The sequence below is a fragment of the Neobacillus camarae genome (assembly GCF_054950115.1).
In genome coordinates, this window is sequence record NZ_JBUCKX010000005.1 from 40,613 (window position 1) to 63,207 (window position 22,595).

At 42.8% G+C, this 22,595-nt stretch carries 12 protein-coding genes, 3 tRNA genes, 3 rRNA genes, 2 other RNA genes, 1 pseudogene and 1 other annotated feature; of the genes and pseudogenes, 18 read left to right on the forward strand and 3 right to left on the reverse strand.

Translation table 11 applies throughout. The annotated features are described in order from the left end of the window. Positions 1-282 precede the first annotated feature (282 nt). The 11 genes from ACY8D0_RS25155 (at position 283) to ACY8D0_RS25205 (ending at position 11,330) form a co-directional block, all read left to right on the forward strand. Positions 283-696 (forward strand): hypothetical protein, encoded by a 414-nt coding sequence (locus ACY8D0_RS25155; RefSeq protein ID WP_462413210.1) that lies wholly within the window; start codon positions 283-285, stop codon positions 694-696. Between the two features lie 260 nt (positions 697-956). Further along, positions 957-2,495 carry a glycosyl hydrolase family 28 protein gene (locus ACY8D0_RS25160; protein WP_462413211.1) on the forward strand — a complete coding sequence of 513 codons (1,539 nt, stop codon included), beginning with the start codon at positions 957-959 and terminating at the stop codon, positions 2,493-2,495. Between the two features lie 100 nt (positions 2,496-2,595). Then, positions 2,596-2,816, forward strand: a binding site (T-box leader). Between the two features lie 60 nt (positions 2,817-2,876). After that, on the forward strand, positions 2,877-4,580 hold the full coding sequence (locus tag ACY8D0_RS25165) for a 2-isopropylmalate synthase (RefSeq protein ID WP_462413212.1): 1,704 nt from the start codon (positions 2,877-2,879) through the stop codon (positions 4,578-4,580). A 229-nt stretch (positions 4,581-4,809) separates the two neighbouring features. Then, positions 4,810-5,193: RNase P RNA component class B (rnpB, locus tag ACY8D0_RS25170), an RNA gene on the forward strand. Positions 5,194-5,320: 127 nt separating this feature from the next. After that, positions 5,321-5,411, forward strand: a tRNA-Ser gene (locus ACY8D0_RS25175). Between the two features lie 17 nt (positions 5,412-5,428). Then, a tRNA-Asn gene (locus ACY8D0_RS25180) sits at positions 5,429-5,500 on the forward strand. Further along, positions 5,500-5,584, forward strand: an RNA gene (gene ffs, locus ACY8D0_RS25185) — signal recognition particle sRNA small type. Before ACY8D0_RS25180 ends, ffs begins: the two co-directional genes overlap by 1 nt. 523 nt (positions 5,585-6,107) lie before the next feature. Next, positions 6,108-7,651 (forward strand): 16S ribosomal RNA (locus ACY8D0_RS25190). A 214-nt stretch (positions 7,652-7,865) separates the two neighbouring features. Then, positions 7,866-10,791: ribosomal RNA gene (locus ACY8D0_RS25195) — 23S ribosomal RNA — on the forward strand. Positions 10,792-11,082: 291 nt separating this feature from the next. Beyond that, a 5S ribosomal RNA gene (gene rrf, locus ACY8D0_RS25200) occupies positions 11,083-11,199 on the forward strand. The 16S, 23S and 5S rRNA genes sit together here with 1 tRNA gene alongside, the layout of an rRNA operon. Before the next feature lie 40 nt (positions 11,200-11,239). Next, positions 11,240-11,330 (forward strand) — tRNA-Ser (locus ACY8D0_RS25205). A 114-nt stretch (positions 11,331-11,444) separates the two neighbouring features. Here the strand turns inward: ACY8D0_RS25205 and ACY8D0_RS25210 are convergent. Continuing rightward, a complete protein-coding gene (locus tag ACY8D0_RS25210; protein ID WP_462413213.1) occupies positions 11,445-11,744 on the reverse strand; it encodes an antibiotic biosynthesis monooxygenase family protein in 300 nt (99 codons plus the stop codon). Between the two features lie 252 nt (positions 11,745-11,996). On the opposite strand from ACY8D0_RS25210, the gene ACY8D0_RS25215 reads away from it, so the two are divergent. From ACY8D0_RS25215 to ACY8D0_RS25225, 3 genes are all read left to right on the forward strand, one after another. Further along, positions 11,997-13,178, forward strand: coding sequence for a methyltransferase domain-containing protein (locus ACY8D0_RS25215; RefSeq protein WP_462413214.1), 1,182 nt, complete (start codon positions 11,997-11,999; stop codon positions 13,176-13,178). 125 nt (positions 13,179-13,303) lie between these two features. Continuing rightward, the gene (locus tag ACY8D0_RS25220) at positions 13,304-14,365 is read left to right on the forward strand and encodes a C45 family autoproteolytic acyltransferase/hydrolase (RefSeq protein ID WP_462413215.1); all 1,062 of its coding nucleotides are present in this window, start codon (positions 13,304-13,306) and stop codon (positions 14,363-14,365) included. Positions 14,366-14,585: 220 nt separating this feature from the next. Beyond that, positions 14,586-14,756 (forward strand): hypothetical protein, encoded by a 171-nt coding sequence (locus ACY8D0_RS25225; protein ID WP_462413216.1) that lies wholly within the window; start codon positions 14,586-14,588, stop codon positions 14,754-14,756. 70 nt (positions 14,757-14,826) lie between these two features. Here ACY8D0_RS25225 and ACY8D0_RS25230 read toward each other — a convergent pair whose 3' ends face one another. Next, complete coding sequence (locus ACY8D0_RS25230) at positions 14,827-15,966, reverse strand: helix-turn-helix domain-containing protein (protein ID WP_462413217.1); 1,140 nt, start codon at positions 15,964-15,966, stop codon at positions 14,827-14,829. A gap of 162 nt (positions 15,967-16,128) precedes the next feature. On the opposite strand from ACY8D0_RS25230, the gene ACY8D0_RS25235 reads away from it, so the two are divergent. Both ACY8D0_RS25235 and ACY8D0_RS25240 read left to right on the forward strand, forming a co-directional pair. Next, entirely contained in the window at positions 16,129-16,854 is a 726-nt protein-coding gene (locus ACY8D0_RS25235; protein WP_462413218.1) for a uracil-DNA glycosylase family protein, read from the forward strand. A gap of 148 nt (positions 16,855-17,002) precedes the next feature. Next, on the forward strand, positions 17,003-20,743 hold the full coding sequence (locus ACY8D0_RS25240) for a bifunctional RecB family nuclease/DEAD/DEAH box helicase (RefSeq protein ID WP_462413219.1): 3,741 nt from the start codon (positions 17,003-17,005) through the stop codon (positions 20,741-20,743). A gap of 94 nt (positions 20,744-20,837) precedes the next feature. On the opposite strand, the gene ACY8D0_RS25245 is transcribed toward ACY8D0_RS25240, so the two are convergent. After that, positions 20,838-21,020, reverse strand: a complete 183-nt coding sequence (locus ACY8D0_RS25245; protein ID WP_462413220.1) for a DUF2187 family protein — start codon at positions 21,018-21,020, stop codon at positions 20,838-20,840. Positions 21,021-21,357: 337 nt separating this feature from the next. On the opposite strand from ACY8D0_RS25245, the pseudogene ACY8D0_RS25250 reads away from it, so the two are divergent. Then, positions 21,358-21,716: pseudogene (locus ACY8D0_RS25250) on the forward strand (N-acetyltransferase family protein). Between the two features lie 167 nt (positions 21,717-21,883). Then, the gene (locus tag ACY8D0_RS25255) at positions 21,884-22,570 is read left to right on the forward strand and encodes an SIMPL domain-containing protein (RefSeq protein WP_462413221.1); all 687 of its coding nucleotides are present in this window, start codon (positions 21,884-21,886) and stop codon (positions 22,568-22,570) included. The last annotated feature ends 25 nt before the right edge of the window (positions 22,571-22,595 follow it).

Below are 22,595 nucleotides of genomic sequence, written 5' to 3' on the forward strand. Positions count from 1 at the left end.
TCTCCTGTGTTGTTTTAGATTATGGAAACTGTTAAACCTTTGAGGAGGTATGAAATTGGGGTCAGTGAAAGAGTATTTCGAACGTTGGCACATTCAACATCAAAAGCAATAAAGCCGATTTAAAAACTTTGTGCATTATGTGAAACTATGCACAAATGTGTGTGAATGTACGGCACGGGCTCTTGTGGTAATATAAAAATACCAGTATTTATTTTGATAAGTCATACAACATACTAACTACATAACAATATTATGTAAATTACTACGTAAGTGAGGCACCAAATGGCAAAAAAGAAACATAATACAAATAACACGCCGAGAAGAAAACGGTATAACCGCAAAGATCGTCTTCAGAATGCAAAAAAATGGGCTGAAATTTATAATGGAAAAAATCTTGCAAAAGGTTATAGCAATTGGTTTGGAGTAGACCTGATTTGTGCCATCACAGAACTCGAAATGCTGGGCTACAAATTTAAACAAACATACAAAGAACAGGTAAAAAAGTCAATCGAAGCCAGACAAAAACAAAAGGAACAAAGGAGGAGAGAAAAGGAGCAGATTGAGGATGATGGGGAAGGTATGTTTTACTTTATTGCAGGATATACGGAAAATGGTGTGCCGTATGGTTTAACGAGAGATGAAATGGAAGAAAGTGATGAATGCCCAAATTTTGATAGTAAAGAACAGATGAATTAATAATTACATTTGCAGGACCGGACATGTGCTAGCATGTTCGGTCTTTTAAATTTATCAAAAATATATTCTGATCCACGACAAGCTAATTATGAATCTAGTCTAATATTTGAACAGAAATGTCTGATTAATTCATTCAAAATATTTTGCACTAAAATACAATATGGTTGTAGGCATTTGCATCAGATAATAAATGAACTTTTTGCTGATTGGTATTCACTAGTTGTAAAAAATAAGAAATTATATAGAGAGGATTACATAGTATGGAAAAAATCAATAGTAACCAAGAAATATTGCCGCTTCATCTGTTTTCACCCCCTGCTTCTCAAAATAAATCAAGTATCGCCATTCTATGGGATAAACCGGAAAAATCATCAGATATTGTGGGCTATCAAATATATGTTAACAGTGAAATACATGGAAGCAGCCAAAGCACAGATTACACCGTTGATAATCTGGAAAGCTTACAGGAATATGAAATTTATATTCGCTCCATCTTAACAAATGGGGAATTATCATTGGAAAGCAATAAGGTTAAAGTGACGACAAAACCAGTAGGAGAAACCTTTGACATTACCTCTTTTGGGGCAGTTGGAGATGGAAAAACTTTAAATACCGAGGCCATTCAAAAGGCGATTGACGAGTGTACTCATGGAGGCACGGTTTATGTTCCCAAAGGAGTATTTTTAACAGGAGCGATTTTTTTAAAAAGTAACATGACCCTCTTTATTGATGAAGGTGGAGTGCTGCTTGGAAGTAGTGACACCGCCGATTATCCCTTATTCGAATATCGATGGGAAGGCTTGGAAACGATATGCTACGCAAGCCTTATCAATACAGGCGTTTCAAACAAAGAAAGATCGGAAAATATCACGATTGAGGGACCCGGTAAAATAGATGCCAATGGAAGTGCTCTTCGAAGAAAAGAAATCACAGAAAAGAAAGGGAAGCCAGGGAGAGCAGTATGCATAAGAAATGTTGATTATCTCTATCTTAAGGATATTACCATAAAGCAGTCACCAGCATGGTGCGTACACCTTATCTACTGTAGCCATGTTAGCGTCAATAATGTAAAGATTTATTCAAAACATGATGAGGACGGAAAAAAATACATGGATATAGTCAATGGCGATGGTTTAAATCCCGATTCTTCCAGCCATATTTACATTTTTCATTCGATGATTGCCAGTCAGGACGACTGTATCGCGATTAAATCTGGCAGGGACGCTGAAGGCAGAAAGGTGGGAATCCCTACCGAAAACGTCAGGATTACCAATTGCCAATTTAAAAGTGGTTTTGGCGTGGCCGTCGGCAGTGAAATGTCCGGGAGTGTAAGAAATGTCTTGGTACAGGACTGTGATTTTCAAGATGTATACAGCGTTGGCAGCATAAAGGCTCCAAGGGGAAGAGGCGGAATCGTAGAAAATATAAAGTATGAAGATATTACATTTAAGAACTACGATTTATCACATGAAGACTGTGAATGGTTCAGGGGTGCCATTTACATTGATCAGTTTTACAGCCATAGGGAATTTGATCCGGATAAAGCAGAAGAAGTGGATGAGGGTACTTCCATCCTTAGGGATATTTCATTTAAAAATATCACATTAGAAACTCTTACAGGTAATGCCATCTATTTGACGGGTCTGCCGGAAAGTCCGTTAAAAAGTATAAGGTTGGAAAATATAAATGCAGTCGGCAAATATGGATTCAAAGCGAACAATATTAGAGGATTAATGCTTAACAACGTAACTCTGGAATCGCGTGAAGATGATAAGTTTGTATTCAATAATGTGGAGTGAATACAGTAAAATAAAATTTCTATTTGTATATAAAATAAGAAACATCTTGATTATTATCAAAATTCATTATAAAATGAGAAAAATCATACAATTTAACGGATGAAACACGATGAATGGGAGTATTAAGGATCCATTATTGTTTAGAGAGCTGTCGGCCGGTGAAAGACAGTCAATAATTCCCCCAACTCACCCAGGAGTGGTAAGGCTGATAATCAGGTCTTAACGGCTGACCCCGTAATCAAGTCACAAAGTGGATTCATTTTGTTTTTTTAATGAATCAAAAAGAGTGGTACCACGTAGGTAATGCCTATCGTCTCTTAAGAGACGATAGGCTTTTTATTTTTAGTCAATAAATTATTACAAGTAAAGGTGGGAGTTACGATGAAAAATACCGAAAAATATGCCAGAGGTTATTTTATGCCTCCCGTAAAAAGCTTGAAATGGACTGAAAAAGAGTATATAACAGAACCGCCAATCTGGTGCAGTGTGGACCTTCGGGATGGCAATCAGGCCTTGATTGTTCCCATGAATCTGGAAGAGAAACTACAATATTTTCAATTGCTGCTAGAGGTAGGTTTCAAAGAAATCGAGGTCGGTTTCCCTGCCGCATCCGAAACAGAATATGCGTTTTTGCGGACATTGATTGAACAGAATTTGATTCCAGATGATGTGACGATTCAAGTGTTAACACAGTCGAGGGACCACATCATTAAAAAAACGTTTGAGGCACTTGAAGGTGCGAACAAGGCTGTAGTCCACCTTTATAATTCGACTTCAGTGGCCCAGCGTGAGCAGGTATTCAAAAAATCGCAAGAAGAAATTATCGACATTGCCGTAACTGGAGCAAAACTGGTGAAGAAATATGCAGCTGAAACGGAGGGAAACTTTCAATTTCAGTATTCACCGGAAAGTTTTACGGGGACCGAGATGGAGTTTGCTCTTGAAATCTGTAACCGGGTACTTGATATTTGGCAGCCAACACCTGAAAACAAAGTGATTATCAACTTGCCGGCTACGGTCTCCATGTCCATGCCGCACGTTTATGCCAGCCAAATTGAGTATATGAGTGATCATTTGAACTACAGAGACCATATCATTTTATCTGTTCATCCACACAATGACAGGGGGACAGGAGTGGCAGATGCGGAACTTGGTATGCTTGCGGGTGCCCAAAGAGTGGAAGGGACATTGTTTGGTAATGGGGAAAGAACGGGGAACGTGGACATCGTGACACTGGCATTAAATATGTTTTCACATGGGGTAGACCCAGGCCTGCATTTTGAAAATATTCCTCAAATTATTGTTAGGCATGAAGAATTAACTAGAATGCAGGTTCATCAGCGTCACCCTTATGGCGGGGAACTGGTGTTTACCGCATTTTCGGGTTCCCATCAGGATGCGATTGCCAAAGGGATGAAGTGGCGTGAGGATCAAGAACCTGAGCACTGGTCTGTTCCATATCTCTTGATTGATCCAAAGGATATTGGCAGAGAGTATGAAGGGGATATTATCCGGATTAACAGCCAATCCGGTAAAGGCGGAATTGGCTACATACTGGAACAAAATTTTGGCCTGGATATGCCCGTTCAAATGCGTGAAACTTTCGGATATCAAGTTAAAAATGTCTCAGACCAATTGCACAAAGAGCTCCTGCCAAATGAGATTTTTGAAATATTCAAATCCACCTATATTAATATTGGCACACCAGTCGAATTCATCCAATATACTTCGACACACAATGATCACTACGAAACTATTGTTTCGATCCGGATAAACGATGAAGTTCATGATTTTACTGGAACTGGAAATGGCAGATTAGATGCGATCAGCAGTGTGATACAGAATCAACTCGGTATTCAATTTAAGGATTTAGTTTATAAGGAGCATGCTTTAGAAATTGGATCTAAATCAAACGCTGTTTCCTATGTGGGGATTACATCCTTGGAAGGTGTGGTTTATTGGGGCTGTGGAATCGATCCGGATATCATGTCTTCCTCCGTTAAAGCGTTGTTTAGCGCAGTCAATAACTTGATATCGAGTGCGGAATTTTCCATTGCAGAAGGGCTTTCTCTTTCTAAGAAATAAGAAGATATTCCTTTTTTGATAAAGACTAGCTTATGACGTTTTAATTGTTTTTCCTTTTTTCATTAAAGTGAACGGAAAAAATAATGTGAAAAAGTTATCTTTCTGCTTAGACAATCCATAGGAACGAAGCCAATTGGAAAGAATGGAATTAAGCTCCTAGAGATTTATCGCTCTAAACCTGATATAGTATCTCTTGTCGCAACGAGCGATGAACGATAACTCAATATGAAATGGTGAGTAGTTGCGGTTCCTTTTAAGGAACTGAGGAAAGTCCAGGCTCGCACAGTGCTGAGATGCCTGTAGTGTTCGTGCCATCTGCAAGGGTGGGCAGTCAATTATAGTATTGGCTGACGGCGGTGAATTCATGCTAAGTCCTTTGGGATATGCTGATAGTAACCTGAAAGTGCCACAGTGACGTGCTTATCTGGAAACGGAAAAGGTGGAACGGGTAAACCCCACGAGCGAGCAACCCAAATTAAGGTAGGGGCATCATCCAGCGGAAAATGAACCTAACGGATGAATCGGCTAATGGCCGATAGATAGATGACTACTGCTTCCGGTACAAGGCTTGCTGCCGTTTGGAGTACGGAAGAACAAAACCTGGCTTACAGCCATTTCATAAGCATCATATCGTTTAGAGGGATACCTTCCTGTAGTAAATTTGAACTACCAGGATTTACAGCTAGTCTGTTATATGGTAGGAATGATATACTTCTGTTGTAAGTTCTTCTTTAACATACAGAGAAGTACTCAAGAGGCTGAAGAGGCGCCCCTGCTAAGGGTGTAGGTCGGGTAACCGGCGCGAGGGTTCAAATCCCTTCTTCTCTGCCATACTAAATAAATTTTATTCCGCAGTAGCTCAGTGGTAGAGCTATCGGCTGTTAACCGATCGGTCGTAGGTTCGAATCCTACCTGCGGAGTTATAGTTCAACAAGGCCACTAAGAACGGGTCAGGGCGGGAACGCAGCAGCCATAATTAGTGAAATTGTGTGGGCTATTACATAGAACATAAACGCTAAACTCTATACAGTTAGAGTTTAGCGTTTTTTTATTCATTGGAATGTTAGTTAGCGTTTGTGAACGAATGGAATATTTTACATGTTGATGTTTTCCTGTATCATTGATATTATTAGTAAGCTGTTTCGTGAGCGACAAAAAATACTCGAAACATTATCTCTTTTATATGGAAAGAAATTCCATTATATAAAGGAGTTAACAGTGCTAAGATATAAAGTCCCTCTCAAAAAGAGTGGAACAAGTTATTGCTTTTGGAAATAATTTTTTGGTTGTATCTTCACTGTTTTGGTGTTAAGATACTAAACGTTGCTCTTAAAAGAAGAGCCGATATCAGTCGCAATTGAAAAAAATGATGATTGATAGATTAGAAGAAACGCGATATAATATTATTCCTGTTGCTTTTGACAGTGAAAAAAATTGCTCTTTGAAAACTAAACAAACAATACGTCAACAATAAACATTCGTTTCTGACGAAACGAAGCTAACGTAACTTTTTTGAGCTAATCAACTTTCTTGGAGAGTTTGATCCCGGCTCAGGACGAACGCTGGCGGCGTGCCTAATACATGCAAGTCGAGCGGACTTGGAAAAGCTTGCTTTTCGAAGCTAGCGGCGGACGGGTGAGTAACACGTGGGCAACCTGCCTGTAAGACTGGGATAACATCGGGAAACCGATGCTAATACCGGATAATTCTTCTCCTCCCATGAGGGAAAGCTGAAAGACGGCGCAAGCTGTCACTTACAGATGGGCCCGCGGCGCATTAGCTAGTTGGTGAGGTAACGGCTCACCAAGGCGACGATGCGTAGCCGACCTGAGAGGGTGATCGGCCACACTGGGACTGAGACACGGCCCAGACTCCTACGGGAGGCAGCAGTAGGGAATCTTCCACAATGGACGAAAGTCTGATGGAGCAACGCCGCGTGAGCGATGAAGGCCTTCGGGTCGTAAAGCTCTGTTGTTAGGGAAGAACAAGTATCGGGTAACTGCCGGTGCCTTTGACGGTACCTAACCAGAAAGCCACGGCTAACTACGTGCCAGCAGCCCGCGGTAATACGTAGGTGGCAGAGTTGTCCGGAATTATTGGGCGTAAAGCGCGCGCAGGCGGTCCTTTTAAGTCTGATGTGAAAGCCCACGGCTCAGCCGTGGAGGTCGTGGAAACTGGGGGACTTGAGTGCAGAAGAGGAAAGCGGAATTCCACGTGTAGCGGTGAAATGCGTAGAGATGTGGAGGAACACCAGTGGCAGGCGGCTTTCTGGTCTGTAACTGACGCTGAGGCGCGAAAGCGTGGGAGCAAACAGGATTAGATACCCTGGTAGTCCACGCCGTAAACGATGAGTGCTAAGTGTTGAAGAGGGTTTCCGCCTTTAGTGCTGCAGCTAACGCATTAAGCACTCCGCCTGGGAGTACGGCCGCAAGGCTGAAACTCAAGGAATTGACGGGGGCCCGCACAAGCGGTGGAGCATGTGGTTTAATTCGAAGCAACGCGAAGAACCTTACAGGTCTTGACATCCTCTGATACTCCTAGAGATAGGATTTTCCCTTCAGGGGACAGAGTGACAGGTGGTGCATGGTTGTCGTCAGCTCGTGTCGTGAGATGTTGGGTTAAGTCCCGCAACGAGCGCAACCCTTGAGATTAGTTGCCAGCATTCAGTTGGGCACTCTAATCTGACTGCCGGTGACAAACCGGAGGAAGGTGGGGATGACGTCAAATCATCATGCCCCTTATGACCTGGGCTACACACGTGCTACAATGGATGGTACAAAGGGCAGCGAAGCCGCGAGGTGAAGCCAATCCCATAAAACCATTCTCAGTTCGGATTGCAGGCTGCAACTCGCCTGCATGAAGCCGGAATCGCTAGTAATCGCGGATCAGCATGCCGCGGTGAATACGTTCCCGGGCCTTGTACACACCGCCCGTCACACCACGAGAGTTTGTAACACCCGAAGTCGGTGGGGTAACCTTTTCGGAGCCAGCCGCCTAAGGTGGGACAGATGATTGGGGTGAAGTCGTAACAAGGTAGCCGTATCGGAAGGTGCGGCTGGATCACCTCCTTTCTAAGGAATATGCAGTCCACATGGACTGATAAACAGTTGACCTCTGTTGTTTGTTTAGTTTTGAGGGAGCAATCTTTTCTGTGAGGATTATACCGTAAGGTATAATTCGAAACCATTCTCTCAAGAAACTCGTTCTTTGAAAACTGGATAATCGTAATATAGAAGAAACCAAGTAAAACCGAGTAATCGCCATTTTAGGTTTTAAACCATTTTAGGTTAAGTTAGAAAGGGCGCACGGTGAATGCCTTGGCACTAGGAGCCGATGAAGGACGGTACTAACACCGATATGCTTCGGGGAGCTGTAAGTAAGCTTTGATCCGGAGATTTCCGAATGGGGAAACCCGTTGCCCGTAATGGGGCAGCATCTTTACCTGAATACATAGGGTATAGAAGGCATACCCGGGGAGCTGAAACATCTAAGTACCCGGAGGAAGAGAAAGCAAACGCGATTCCCTGAGTAGCGGCGAGCGAAACGGGAACAGCCCAAACCGAAAGGCTTGCCTTTCGGGGTTATGGGACACTCAATATGGAGTTACAAAGGAACGGGGTAGATGAAGCGGTCTGGAAAGGCCAGCCATAGAAGGTAACAGCCCTGTAGTTGAAACTTCGTTCCCTCCTCGAGTGGATCCTGAGTACGGCCGGACACGTGAAATCCGGTCGGAAGCAGGAGAGGACCATCTCCCAAGGCTAAATACTCCCTAGTGACCGATAGTGAACCAGTACCGTAGAGGGAAAGGTGAAAAGCACCCCGGAAGAAGGGGAATTGAAAGAGATCCTGAAACCGTGTGCCTACAAGTAGTCAGAGCCCATTTATGGGTGATGGCGTGCCTTTGTAAGTGGACCGGCGAGTTACGATTGCATGCGAGGTTAAGTTGATGAGACGGAGCCGCAGCGAAAGCGAGTCTTAAGTAGGGCGAAATAGTATGCAGTCGTAGACCCGAAACCAAGTGATCTACCCATGTCCAGGGTGAAGTCCAGGTAACACTGGATGGAGGCCCGAACCGACGCACGTTGAAAAGTGCGCGGATGAGGTGTGGGTAGCGGAGAATTCAATCGAACTGGAGATAGCTGGTTCTCTCCGAAATAGCTTTAGGGCTAGCCTCACGAAGTTAGAGTCTTGGAGGTAGAGCACTGTTTGGACTAGGGGCCCCCATCGGGTTACCGAATTCAGACAAACTCCGAATGCCAAAGACTTATCCGTGGGAGTCAGACTGCGAGTGATAAGATCCGTAGTCAAGGGAAACAGCCCAGACCACCAGCTAAGGTCCCAAAGTATACGTTAAGTGGAAAAGGATGTGGAGTTGCTTAGACAACCAGGATGTTGGCTTAGAAGCAGCCACCATTTAAAGAGTGCGTAATAGCTCACTGGTCGAGTGACTCTGCGCCGAAAATGTACCGGGGCTAAACGTATCACCGAAGCTGTGGATTGACATCTTCGATGTCAGTGGTAGGAGAGCGTTCTAAGGGCGTTGACTAGACCGTAAGGACTGGTGGAGCGCTTAGAAGTGAGAATGCCGGTATGAGTAGCGAAAGATGAGTGAGAATCTCATCCACCGTATGCCTAAGGTTTCCTGAGGAAGGCTCGTCCGCTCAGGGTTAGTCAGGACCTAAGCCGAGGCCGAAAGGCGTAGGCGATGGACAACAAACTGTTGATATTCCTGTACCACCTCTTTATCGTTTGAGTGATGGGGGGACGCAGGAGGATAGGGTAAGCGCACTGCTGGTTATGTGCGTCTAAGCAGTTAGGCTGGTGAATAGGAAAATCCGTTCACCGTAAGGCTCAACTGCTGACGGCGGGGAAATAGAGTACCGAAGTTCCTGATTCCACTACTGCCAAGAAAAGCCTCTAGCGAGATAAAAGGTGCCCGTACCGCAAACCGACACAGGTAGGCGAGGAGAGAATCCTATAAGGTGAGCGAGAGAACTCGTTAAAGGCTCGGCAAAATGACCCCCGTAACTTCGGGAGAAGGGGTGCTTACTGGGGTGAATAGCCTCGGTAAGCCGCAGTGAATAGGCCCAGGCGACTGTTTAGCAAAAACACAGGTCTCTGCAGCCGCAAAGGCCGAAGTATAGGGAACGACGCCTGCCCGGTGCTGGAAGGTTAGAGGAGGGGTTAGCTGCAAAGCGACGCTCTGAATCCGAAGCCCCAGTAAACGGCGGCCGTAACTATAACGGTCCTAAGGTAGCGAAATTCCTTGTCGGGTAAGTTCCGACCCGCACGAAGGCGTAACGATCTGGGCACTGTCTCAACGAGACTCCCGGTGAAATTATAGTACCTGTGAAGATGCAGGTTGCGACAGGACGGAAAGACCCATGGAGCTTTACTGTAGCCTGATATTGAATTTTGGTACAGCTTGTACAGAATAGGTAGGAGCCTGAGAAACCGGAGCGCCAGCTTCGGTGGAGGCGTCGGTGGGATACTACCCTGGCTGTATTGAAATTCTAACCCGCATCCCTTATCGGGATGGGAGACAGTGTCAGGTGGGCAGTTTGACTGGGGCGGTCGCCTCCTAAAGAGTAACGGAGGCGCCCAAAGGTTCCCTCAGAATGGTTGGAAATCATTCGCAGAGTGTAAAGGCACAAGGGAGCTTGACTGCGAGACCTACAAGTCGAGCAGGGACGAAAGTCAATTTAGTGATCCGGTGGTTCCGCATGGAAGGGCCATCGCTCAACGGATAAAAGCTACCCTGGGGATAACAGGCTTATCTCCCCCAGAGTCCACATCGACGGGGAGGTTTGGCACCTCGTGTCGGCTCATCGCATCCTGGGGCTGTAGTCGGTCAAGGGGTTGGGCTGTTCGCCCATTAAAGCGGTACGCGAGCTGGGTTCAGAACGTCGTGAGACAGTTCGGTCCTATCCGTCGTGGGCGCAGGAAATTTGAGAGGAGCTGTCCTTAGTACGGGGACCGGGATGGACGCACCGCTGGTGTACCAGTTGTCTTGCCAAAGGCATCGCTGGGTAGCTATGTGCGGACGGGATAAGTGCTGAAAGCATCTAAGCATGAAGCCCCCCTCAAGATGAGATTTCCCATAGCGTCAAGCTAGTAAGATCCCTGAAAGATGATCAGGTTGATAGGTCAGGGGTGGAAGCACGGTGACGTGTGGAGCTGACTGATACTAATCGATCGAGGACTTAACCAATAAGAAAAGCGGAAGCGCACGGTTAGCAGCGTATGGCCTCCTACAAAAAGCTATCGCTTTTTGTTAGTGCGATGCTTATGCTGCCGAAGCGTTACTTGTGGAACGCATCGACTGAGATAAAGGAAACACGGAGAGTGTAGCGATTCGATGTTGACTTATCGTAGGGAGATGAGAGAAGGACACTAGACGCTGTGCGCTGGAGCTAGACAACACTAATAAAGCAGACTACTCGTTTTACCAAAGTTTCTTCTGATTACCCAGTTTTGAGGGAATGATCTCTCAATGAAATAGTCTGGCGGCGATAGCGAGAAGGTCACACCCGTTCCCATACCGAACACGGAAGTTAAGCTTCTCAGCGCCGATGGTAGTTGGGACGCAAGTCCCTGTGAGAGTAGGACGCTGCCAGGCGAAAGACAGGAATTTTGATTTCTGTCTTTTCACCACAAATGGAGAGCTGTCCGAGTGGCCGAAGGAGCACGATTGGAAATCGTGTATACGTTAACCGCGTATCAAGGGTTCAAATCCCTTGCTCTCCTCCATACATAAAAAAGTCGAACGTCACCTAACTGGTGGCGTTTTTTTTGGCATGGTAATGAAGCATGTTAATAGTAAACCGGACAGGGACTCCTATGTACAGGAGACCCCGATTCATACTAAGAATTCAGATTTACTTTTTCAAAATGTTCTACGGTTGGAAATGGTTGATAAAAGTGATGTAAAAGTGCTTTCCATTCCTCGTATTCACTTGATTGTCTAAATCCCACAGTGTGATCTTCTAAACTCTCCCATTTAACTAGAAGCAAATACTTGCCATTCTCTTCCATACAACATTGTAACTCTTGTGATATATAACCCTTCATAGATGAAATAATTTTTGAGGCTTTACGAAACGAATCTTCATATTCCTGTTCCATTCCCGGTTTGACTTGAAGCATAGCGGCTTCTAGTATCAATTTATCCCCCCTAACAAATAGCTTTTTTCTTCTATTCTTAGGCTATCATAAGTAACCATTGATTGAAATCAATAACCATTTCAAGAACTGTTCAACATACTCCATATTTGCACCATAACAATTCAAAAGGAAGACGCGTTAAATAAAATCTTTTGAAAAAACTGCAAAAATAAATTATTATTAAAACGAACCATAATTATTACCAAGTCCTAATATATGGTCATAACTATTTTCGATAACTGGAGATTAGAGATGTTAATAGAACCGATTCAAAAGAAAACTACCATTTCCGATTTTTTTGAGTCAACGGGAATCAAGGCCAGCACAAGTAGGAGTGATTTCTGGAAACATGTTTCGGCAGTTGACCCCATTTTATCTGAGGAACTTGAACCGCTCTTCAGCCGTAAAAAGAATGGGAACCTTTATGAGGTGAAGAACCGGACATTATCCTTCAGTTTAGCTGTAGAATCATGGACCATATCATTTCATACAGCCCTCCTCAACTGGTTCAACAGTCAAAAGCAACTGAAACCAAAACGGATTTTGGAAATCGGTTGTGATAATGGGCTGATGGCTTGCTGGTATGCCACTCATTTCCCAGATGCGGAGATTATTGGCATCGATCAAGAAAAGAACGGCATTCGATGTGCCGAACAATTGGCTAGTCAGCTCGAATTGAATAACATAAGTTTCTTTAAAATGGATTTTGCGGAGCTGCAGGAATACTTTTTGGAGGACTCGTTTGACCTTATTATATCTGTGCGAACGTTTCATGAGATAATGGGGCCTGTTTTGATATCCAAGTATTGGTCACTGGCGGAATACTTGAAGGGAGCTCCAATGTATGGTGACAGAACCTATATGCAAATCGTGGAAAATTTGTTAACTGAGGATGGAGCCTATCTTTCATGCGAACGACTGGAGAATCCTGGAGATTTAGGGAAATGGGCAAATTTGCTGCATGAGGCTGATCTCAATGTCCAATGGGATCAGAGTGATATCATTGACTTTCAAGAATTGGGAAAAAATAAACGTTCCCCGGTCATTTTCGCGACAAAAAAGGAGACAGGCATAGCCACCATAGATGGCTTGGAGTACCTGTATACGAGAAATAGTAACCCATTTCTAGTGGAAGGGAAATCTTTGAAAGGAGCCAAAGCCGAGTTTGCTTTTCACCATTTACTAAACAAAAAGTTCCATACAGGGCGGCATCTCGAAGCAACGAACCATTGGTATCGGTTTAGATTTGAAATTTGGGAAACGAGAACCTTATTGCTTGTATATTGCTGCGGTAATATGGGTCACCGTCATTTGGACATCCTTCCGGCTGGAGCTTACCATGATGCGGAAGTGCTGTTAGAGGAAGTAATCGAGTCGTTTATTCATCTTGGTTCGCTTGTCAGTTACAATAGCCTTCAAGAGATACCACGTTAATATGGAAATAATAGTAAACAACTCTAGACAGGCAAGCCAGGCACAGCTTGGTTGAAGGCTTGTCCTTTTATTTTTTGCACCCATTCAGGTATCCTTATAGTATCGCAGCAATGGAGGTTACCAGCATGAAGAAAGTATTTGCAGACATTATTCAATTTCGCGGGACCCACTATGAATTTGGTTTTATGCAAGGTGAAATCATGAAGGATTCCATCATGGTAAAAAACCGGGAACAACAATGGAAAGTCCGGAAACCGCTCTTTCGGATTGATACAGAGGAGACGAAACACGTCTATAAAAGTTTGGCCCCGCATATCTGGGAGGAATTTTTGGGATTGCAGGATGCTCTGAAGTGGCCGCTGGAACGCGTATTGCTGGAATTTGGGGGTTACCGGGTGAACATTCACCCTTCTGGTTGTTCCATTTATGTGGGGGAAGATTATCTGATTCGTAACTATGATTACCATCCGAAAACCTATGATGGTCGTTTCACAGTTTTTCAACCGACTGATGGGGGATATGCGGTCATCGGGCCGGGCCAGAAAGTGACCGGACGGATGGATGGCCTGAATGAAAAAGGGTTAACAATGGGTTATACCTTTATGAACCGCAAACGCCCTGGAGACGGTTTCGTCTGTAATATGATTGGCAGGCTGGCACTGGAGCTATGCGCCACAGCGGAGGAAGCAGTCGATTTTATGAAAGAGATTCCTCACCGCCATTCCTTTAGCTACACCTTTTTTGATCAGAAATGTCAAAGTCCGTATATTGTGGAAACTTCACCGAGAAGGGTGGAAGTCCGGCGGGGATATTCCTGTACCAATCATTTTCATATCCTGACAGAAGAAAACCGCCACCATTTGGATGATTCGAAAAAAAGGCTGGAAACAATGGAAAAAAACCGGGTACAAGATTTGGGCGCATCCGAAGCATTCAATCTTTTAAATGACACTGAACAAGGGGTCTTTTCAAAACTCTATGGAAGCTGGGCAGGCACCATTCATACTTCAGGCTATTTTCCCAAGGAATTGAGAGCATGGTTTGCGCTAGGCGGGGACCAGATGCCGGTGCAATTTGATTTTTCTAAGTGGCTGAACGGGGAAGACCTGCCCCTCGAACAGATTGCAGGGGAAGTGGATACCGATATACCGTTTGTCCATATGGAAAAAGCGGACTGGTATAGATGACGGCGTGAGCCTTTAAATTTGATATCTTTATTTGATCCGTTAAAGAGGGGCTTTTCGTTAAAAAAGTACATCTCCTAAATCCAATACCAGACGCTTATTTCATAAATCTATTTATCACTGATTCCTTTTCCTGGATGACCGGTTTTACCCTTTTGGTATAGAAAAGTTTATGAACTAAAAGAACCAAGAAATAGCCATACTATTCATGGAGGTGTGGATATTGGATAAACAAAATGAATTTCCTACAGCCATGAATGACATGGGTGAACCATCAGAAATGAGTCCAATCAACGAAGCAACTAATAATAATGAAACAGAGACACCAATTATTGAAATTAATCAACCTTTAAAAACACAGAATCATCTCGAAATTAGAAACCATTCCTCTTGAATAAATGAATTAGGTAGAACAAAAGGGACTGCTCCACAAAGCAATCCCTTTTGGAATTTGATACCTAGTATTAATCCTGGTTCTTAAAGGTTAATAAAGTTAATACTCTTCCGACCTTCGGATTATAGATGGATTGTTCATACACCATTTCATTTTCCTTGGAATCCAGCAGCCAGCAAGCCGCCGGCACTTCTCCCTCACGGACTTCTTCTTGTGCGCTTGGTTGACTAAAAAAAGTTGCTGCCATACTTCTCGCATCCACTTCCACATCAAAGGACTTTAGCATCCGCTTTCCTTGATACACTTTGATGATCTTAGAATGCTGGGATTGAACAACCGCGTACTTGTCAATTGCAAAATCCACTAATCGGTTTAACAGTGAAAATAAAGATACCTGATATTTTTTATCCGCCATCCTCTTTAGTTCCTCTATGGCAGGTCTTTGGTTAAACGGCTCTTTCCTTAGTTCCTTTGATGGAATCAGCAGGTTGGATGCAAATTTATGGGCTTCCATTTCCTCGACCTCATCCGTTAAAAGAGAGGAATTCCCCATTAAAATTTCATCGTTTTTGTTCAGGTACCTTCTAGAAGTATAGCTTGGCTTTAAGTGCCATGGGATTATAAAATGACCGATCAAGGTAGCTACTGTGAATTTTTTTCTTGATGGAAAGGTTATGTTTCGGTCTAAAAGAATGATCGGATGGTCGCCCTGAATAAGAATGCCTTCACCTTCCTCTAATTCATCCTCCAACACTTTTAACCCTAATTCTCGCGCCAGTTGGTATAAATCGATTGGCAATTGGTCATTTGTACTTTCTTCCAGCAGATGGTCCGCGTAATCGGAAGGGGAGTCAAAAAGTATATCGACTTTTATTTTCCTCCCAGTTGCCAAAAAAGCTGCGTATTCTAATAATTTTTCTTTATCAGAGGCATTTAATGAATGAATGATTTTTAGAAAGGCACGATCAGAATTTCCAAGGGGGTCCTGGTTTTGGGATTGGTTAAAACCGGAAACCAGATATTCCGTCGAAACCTTTAAAGCAAACGATAATTTTCTTAAGGCTTCAAATGAAGGCTTTCTGACCCCAGATTCATATTGGCTAATGGCAGGTGGTTTCAATCCCACTTTATTGGCCAATTCAGTTTGGGACATTTTCAATTCTTTTCTTCTATTTTTTATTCGTTCATGTATGGAATTTGAATTTGTCATTTGTTTACCCTTTTCATAACAATAAGTTAGATGAATTATAACATAATAATAAAAATATTGACAATAATTATAACGAACGTTATAGTTTGATTAACGAAATAATAAAATGTTGTTAATAAAAATGCACGACAACATGGTCAATACATACTTGGGGGAATGAACATGTACTTTCAACAATTTGAAAAAAACATACTACAGTTGCCATTAAAAGCTGCTTATGAGAGAGATGACCTTCGGACCGAGGAGTTTCTAATGTTAAAGGAAGACAATATCGAGGTCTTTTGGGCACCATTCGAATACATAAACAAAGAGGCGAAAGTAATTATTATAGGGATTACGCCCGGCTGGACACAAATGGAGCTTGCTTTTAATTATGTACGCCATCACATCCATGAAGAAGAATGGGAACAAATGCTTTGCAATGCCAAAAAGAATGCAAGCTTTGGCGGGACGACCATGAGGAAAAACCTTTATGATATGTTGGATGGTATTGGGCTTCATCATGCTTTGAATATTAATAGCTGTGAACAATTATTTGGGGATCAGCACCACTTGCTGCATACGACCTCGGTAATGAGATATCCAGTCTTTGTCGACGGGCAAAATTATACAGGCAGCAAGCCAAAGATGTTAAAAACGAAAGCATTCTTAAACATGATGAACGAAGTGCTCGTACCTGAAATAAACAGTCTTCCAAACGCAATCATCATACCAACAGGCAAAGCGGTTTCCGATGTACTCCGCTATTTAGTCGAGGAAAATAAAATTCATAATCAAACGATTCTTTTCGATTTTCCTCATCCATCGGGAGCAAATGGCCATAGAAAGAAACAGTATGAAGCTAACAAAGAAAACTTTAAGGCACAATTAGCACAAAGCAACATTTAGAAAAGAAACAGATAACATCGATAAAGCTTTTCTTAAGAAACAATAAAAAATCCATCAAGTCTACTACATTGATGAATTTTTTATGTCTTTTTGGCATTTGGTTTGCTTTATAATGAAATATACACAGAATTTTCGTTTAAATAAGGGGATGTTCATTTTGCTTTTCGTTTCACCGTCGAAAATTGCTAGCTTTTTTTATCATGAATGTGAAAGATTTCTATACTATCATTCTCTCTCCAAGAAAGAGAAACTTGAGTTGGATATTCCCAAAGAAATCATCGAAAACCAAAATGCCAATACTGTAATCACGGCTGGAGGGATTGTATGGGAAGAAAAGGTGGTGACCGACTATTTGGGTGACGATGTGGTGATTGGGACAGGGGACATGCCACTTTCCAACCGTTACATAAAATTTGACGATTTGGTCCAGGAGTTAAAAAACCCAAGCAAAAAATACATATATCAGCCTACCTTTTCCATTCCTGACCGTTTCTATCAAAAATACAAGATCGACAGGGAAACAATCACATTCTCCGATTGCCGGCCTGATTTGATTGAATGCCTTCCCGGAGAATCCGGTTTTCGATTTCGGATTATTGATGTCAAATCCTCTGAGGCCCTAAAAGTATCCCACCGGGTTCAAACGGCTCTTTATGCGATGATACTTCAGTCCATCCTCGAAGAACATCAAATTAAGGGCGAAATATTAATAGAAGAAACCGGTGTTTGGCTCTATGAACAGGAAAATCCGCAATATATTTCCGTTCAGCATTTGGTTCCATATTTGGAAGATTTCTTGATGGGTAAGTTAAAGGAACTTCCTGAAAAAGAGCTCGAAGAAGTTTTCTGGCATTTGGACTATCGTTGTGAGTGGTGCAGTTTATTTGATTATTGCTTAGGAAAAGCGAAGGAACAGCAGCATGTATTGTTGCTGCCTTACCTTTCAAGCCAAGGTTCTCGGTTTATCCGGGAGAACGGCTTACCGCTTACTATCGAAGAGTTTGCTGACTATATCACCGATCAGGACCAATTAAAACTGCTTGAGAAAAGTGCTAGTTTAAGAGGCCGGGTGTTACGGATTGATAAGCAGCTGGACTCGTTGAAAAATGGGGAAATGATTCCATATGAAAGCTTTGCCACCGATATGCCGATTGGGGAAAACATACGATTGATTCTGACCGTGCAGCGGGATCAGGTGTCAGGAAGGGTGTATGCGGCGTCCATTTACCGGATTAGCGGAAGTGAATTGTTTGGAAGCAAGTCGGAAAAATTCCACTTTATTGCCGAAACATCTGACCAGGAGTCCCTTGTCATCCGCCGATTTGTCGACAAGCTTTATGACATATTGGAAACCGTCCATTCGTATAACATGGAAAGAGATTGGAAGGAACAAAAGAGTGTTCAGTCCTATGTAACCGACAATTATGAATGGAACAATGTCCAGGAAATTCTCAATGTGCTGTTGGAGGATCCAGAGTATCAAGAAAAGGCCCTACACCTAATGTTTTATTTTCATAGTGATTTGTTATCGGAAACGGATGAACATCCGGAGGATATGATTCCATTCCCTATCATTGTCCTCACTACTGTGGTTAGCCGCTTGTTTGCTCTGCCGGCCCACATTGCTTATCGTTTGGAAGATTTATCAGATTATATCGCTTCCCAAAGCGATTGGCCTTTTGAATATAAGTCTGAGGAATATTTATCTTTCAAACTTACAAACGTCATGAAATCGGATATTATTCACGAGGTATGGAATGACAAGGAAACAGAAAAGCTGGACTGGATTAAAAGAGAACTGGACAGACGACTAAACCTAGCCAACAGCGTGGTTTCCGGGATTCGTGCTGCCGCAAAAGACCGGAGTGGCCGTTCGCTCCTGTTTGCTTGGCCTGAAAAGTTTAAACTGCCTACTGTCAGACACTATAAGCATGCTGTTTTATCCAAGCTGGCATTTGCCACCCGATATGAGACCCTATTAAGCTATCTGGAAATCCGCAGTGCACGGGCCCTATCCCTGAAGGAAAGAGAGGAAGCTGGCACTACCTTAAACCTCACTTATGTGGAAGACGGACTTTTTCAGTTGCATAACATTCAAGTGGCAGCTGAGTTGGAGACGCGTGACGCTTGGATTATAACGGAAAAAAATGCCGCTGGCGAATTGGAACAGCTGAAGTTTAATGATTATCGGTATCGAAACGTCATGTATCCGCCTAAAAGTGCGAATCTGTACTATACTAAAATCAAAGACATCGTTCATGAAAATGGCAAGGCATTTTTAAAGTTAGAGATGCCGAGAAGAGAAACCAAGTTTGAGTTTTATGAGGGTGAGCATTATTTGGTGTCGAAACGGTATACCGATTGGACCAGCAAACGAGTCCTTGGTGCACTCGATATGATCGATGAAGAAGATCACCGGATATTGGGGCTTTTTCACAACCCTGCTGAAATGAGCAGGAAGTTAATGAAAAAATGGGATGACGAAGAGGTGAAACAGCTAGTCAAACAGGCGGGCTTGACGAAAAGCCAGCGGAAGGCGTTCCGGCACTTCTTGAACAAAACGCTCACTCTTTGCTGGGGACCGCCAGGAACAGGCAAAACCCATTTTATTGCCTCTTCGGTTCTCCTATTGTCACAAATCTATCAAAACAGAAGGCCGTTAAAAATACTCGTATCCGGATTTACCCATGCTGCTATTGAGAATGTGTTGGTGAAAATCCAACAGCTTCATAAAAAAGAGAAAATCAAAGTGGGCAAATTGAATCAGGTAACCACTGCCAAAGCCAGGGACATCGAAATGGTTTATGAAAAAGGAGTACAGGACTGGCTGGAGGACGATTGCACTACCATTATTGGAGCAACCCTTTACAATATTCAAAAAACCTACGATAACGTCTGGAATGAATTGGATTTTGACGTCGTGATTTTGGATGAGGCTTCCCAAGTCAGAACATCTGATTCCTTATTGGCGCTGAGCCATTTGAAGGCTGCAGGGAGGATGCTGATTGTAGGAGACCATTTTCAATTACCGCCTATTGTAAAAGGAAATTATCTGGTCAAGGAAAACGAACCCAATGTCTATGATTCTATTTTTAAATTATTGTTCGAGTTGGACGTTGATCAAAAGTATACCTGTCAGTTAACAGAAAACTTCCGGATGAACGAAGTGCTTTGTCGATATCCTGCATCGATGATCTACGGACCAAACTACACGGCCTTTAATTCGGGCATCGCGAACCAAAAAATCCAATTGACTAATCAACCGAGCTTGGAATGGGTGGAAACCATTGCCGACCCCGATTATCCATTGGTTGTCTGTGTCTATGATGGGATCCAGGAATCCCAAGCCAATGCCATGGAAGCAGGATGGGTTGCCCAATTATCTAAGGAGTTCCGTTATTCGTTAAAGGACGAGGATGGAAATCTGTACGAGGATAGTGTACTCGGTGACAGGGAATTCTGGCAGAAAGGATTGTTCATCATTTCCCCGCATCATGCTCAAATCAGGGAGATTAACAGGCAGCTGGAGGAACAAGGGCTGCGACCTGAATTCTTTGTCGGTACTGTAGATAAAATGCAAGGGCAGGAAAGTGATGTCGCCATCATCAGCTATGGTGTAGCGGACCTCGAACAGGCGGTAATGGAAGGAGAGTTTATTTACAGCCTCAATCGTTTAAATGTGTCTATCACAAGAGGCAGAAGCAAGACAATCGTATTCCTATCCAGACAGCTGCTGTCACCCGCTCTTGACATCATTACGAATGACGAGCTGAGTGAGGGGGTTCATTTTATGCGAAACCTGGAAAAATACGCTCATGAGAATGGGGAAACGATGGATTATCAGTTTGGGGACGTTGGATTAAAAGTGTACAGGGTAAAAGGACATTAAAATAGGCAGCTTCCGGCGCCTTTCGTCATATGAGGAATGGCCAGGAGGTTGCCTTATTCTTTTAGGTATTTTTATTGATGCAGGAATTTTGAGATTAACTTAAAAGGACCACATATTTACTATGGGAAACAACAGTCCTATTATTTTTAAAACTTTGGCCTGAGTAATTCTCGATGATTTCCACTACCACCGAATTTTCTCCGACTTTTTCCACTTTGCCCTTTATTCCATTCGTCGAGACAATATTATCTCCTACTCTTGCTCGCTTAAAATCCAAAGCAATCACTCCTTACTTAATAAAGGTGAGATCTCCCATAAATATCTTGATTATTAGAAATTTTATAGGAAAAGTTACTTTATGTCACAAAGATTGTAAGATATATTTCCATATAAAATCACAGTATAGATTGATGACATTTAGATCAAATTGGATGAGGTGATCAAATGATAATCAGGCAAGCGGGATTAGCAGACGTGGAGGGAATAGCGAAAGTGCACGTGGATGCTTGGAAGACCACTTATGCAGATCTATTCACGATGAATACCTAAAAACGTTGACCTATGAAAAACGGGCAGAATTATGGAAAGGGATTATACCGGAGGAAAATGTCTTTGTGGCAGAGATAAACGGTCAAATTATCGGATTTGCTAACGGCGGCAAAGAAAGGACAGGAGATTTCCCCGAATATCAAGGTGAACTATATGCCATCTATATTTTAAAGAGCTTCCAGGACGTACAATAGGCAGGAGTCTTATAATGGCTGTTACAAAAGATTTAATACAACAAAATATTCAATCAATGATGTTATGGGTATTAAAGGATAATTCTTCTTGCCGTTTTTATGAAAAGATGGGTGGCGAAGTGATTACTAGTATAGCGGTTGATTTTGCAGGTAAAGAATTAACGGAGTTAGCATTCGGCTGGAAAAATATTTCACCTATTGGGATGAATCCGAACCACTGTTCTGTATAATGAAAAATAAAGAGTAGGTAAATATTGGAAGGTAGGGAGGGAGTGGCACTCAGCTGCTTCCTTCTTTTTGTAAAAGAGGGAAATGAAACCATGATGCTGTTGTTTGATTACACTTCAAGGGTCTATACATATATTAGTTTTATCATAAAGCAAAGCAGGTGAAAAAAGTGGCATTTTTTAGGGAAAACCATCATTTGCCTAACCCAAATAAAGATGATTACACGATTACGGTAGAAGGGAAAGGGAAGGTCACTGTGCAGCCTGACCAAGCCAACATATCCATTGGGGTCGTTACAACGAATGAAGATGTACAAACGGCCCAACAAGAAAATGCGGTCATCACCAATCGTATCATTGCTAGCATCAGACAGGCGGGAATCGAACAAGATGACATAAAAACCACGGTTTATTCCGTCAATCCGAGATATGACTTTGTGGAAGGGAAATCGGTATTCAAAGGATATGAAGTAGAGCACCAACTTCAAATAACGATCAAAGATTTATCTAAAGTCGGAATGGTCTATGATTTAGCCATTAAAGAAGGTGCCAACCGATCGGGAAACATCCAATTCCAAAATACGCAAGAGGATTTCCATTATCTGCAGGCATTAACATTGGCTGTCAACGACGCTCTAGCCAAAGCACAGCAAATTGCCCATACCATCAGAGTGAACTTAAATCGGATCCCACTAAGAGTAATAGAACAAATTCCCACCCCGCATTTCTTTACCCCGGTGAGCGCGGAATCAGTGGCTTTTGCAGCTAAAAGCACAACCACTCCCATTCAACCTGGTGAAAATACATTAAATGCAACGGTAAGGGTTGTTTTTCAATACAACGTACCACAGTTTTAAATAAAAAAGCGTGGGCTTCAACAGT